Source organism: Micromonospora sp. RTBAU3-60 (assembly GCF_054963695.1).
In genome coordinates this window covers 1-1,120 of sequence record NZ_JBUEGB010000182.1, presented here as the reverse complement: position 1 = coordinate 1,120, position 1,120 = coordinate 1, and the positions used below count along the sequence as shown (strand labels likewise).

Annotated in this window: 2 protein-coding genes and 1 pseudogene; all 3 read right to left on the bottom strand. The window is 67.6% G+C overall.

Features of this window, described 5'->3' with window-relative positions; genetic code table 11:
* Positions 1-112: helix-turn-helix domain-containing protein (locus ACY34I_RS40445; protein ID WP_462759962.1), on the bottom strand; the 112-nt coding region annotated here is incomplete at its 3' end.
* A 109-nt stretch (positions 113-221) separates the two neighbouring features.
* A pseudogene (locus ACY34I_RS40440) lies at positions 222-518 on the bottom strand (helix-turn-helix transcriptional regulator); the annotation flags it as partial.
* Positions 519-603: 85 nt separating this feature from the next.
* A complete protein-coding gene (locus tag ACY34I_RS40435; protein WP_462760836.1) occupies positions 604-1,014 on the bottom strand; it encodes a VOC family protein in 411 nt (136 codons plus the stop codon).
* Between the last annotated feature and the right edge of the window lie 106 nt (positions 1,015-1,120).

Sequence of the window (1,120 nt, the reverse complement as noted above, 5' to 3'; positions counted from 1 at the left end):
CACGGGCCTCCAACGCCCGGTTGTAGACCACACGCACACACCCGAACGTCCGGTTCAACAGCTCAGCCTGTTCAGGAGTCGGGTAGAAGCGGTACTTGTAAGCCCGCTTCACCACATCCCCCACGCCTCACATTTTACCGTCCATGTACGACACTCATCCCAAGGGAAGGGGGCGGCGTTTCCGCCCGGCCCTGAACGGCCGGGTTTCCACGCCGCAATTCCGATGAGCAGCCCACCGCGAAGCAGACCTCGGCGACGCTGAGGTCGCCATGACGCAGCAGAGCCACCGCGCGCTCGATCCGACGCGCCATCAGGTACGCGTACGGCGACTGGCCGTAGGCGAGGCGGAACTGGCGGCTGAGGTGCCCGGCGGACATATTCGCGTCGCGGGCGAGCGCTTCGACGTTCAGCGGCTGCGCGTACTCGCGATCGATCCGGTCGCGGACGCGGCGTAGTCGCGCGAAGTCGCTCAGGCGCTGCGCCGCGATGCGCGCGCGCCGCCACGAGGGGTGACACATGAGGGGACTCCTTTTCCTTGGAGGTACGCGAGCACCTGGCTGCATGTCGGGGTGTGCGGCGAGGTGCTCGATGGCGATGACCTGCTCAGCGAACCTCCTGGATCCGGACCAGGTTGCCCGCCGGATCGCGGAAGGCGCAGTCGCGGACACCGTACGGCTGCTCGATCGGCTCCTGGACAACCTCGGCGTCGGCGGCCTGCACCTTCTCGAAAGTGCCGTCGAGGTCCCGGGTGGCCAGCAGAATCCAGCCATAGGTGCCCTTGGCCATCATCTCGACGATCGTGCGCCGCTCGTCCTCGGTGACCCCAGGGTCGGCGGCCGGCGGCGCCAGGAGGATGGACGTGCCGGGCTGGCCGACGGGTCCGACGGTGATCCAGCGCATCTTGCCCTGTCCGACATCGCTGCGGACCTCGAAGCCGAGGATGTCACGGTAGAAGGCCACGGACGCGTCCGGGTCGACATGCGGGAGGGCGGTCGTGTGAATGCTGAGGTCCATGACGACAGGCTAGATGTGCCGTCGCGGCCCGCACTTCTCGATTCCTGATCGATCTTGCCACCTGTTGCACCGACGGGGCGCTCGGGCGCCCGGGTGGCTCCGGTGA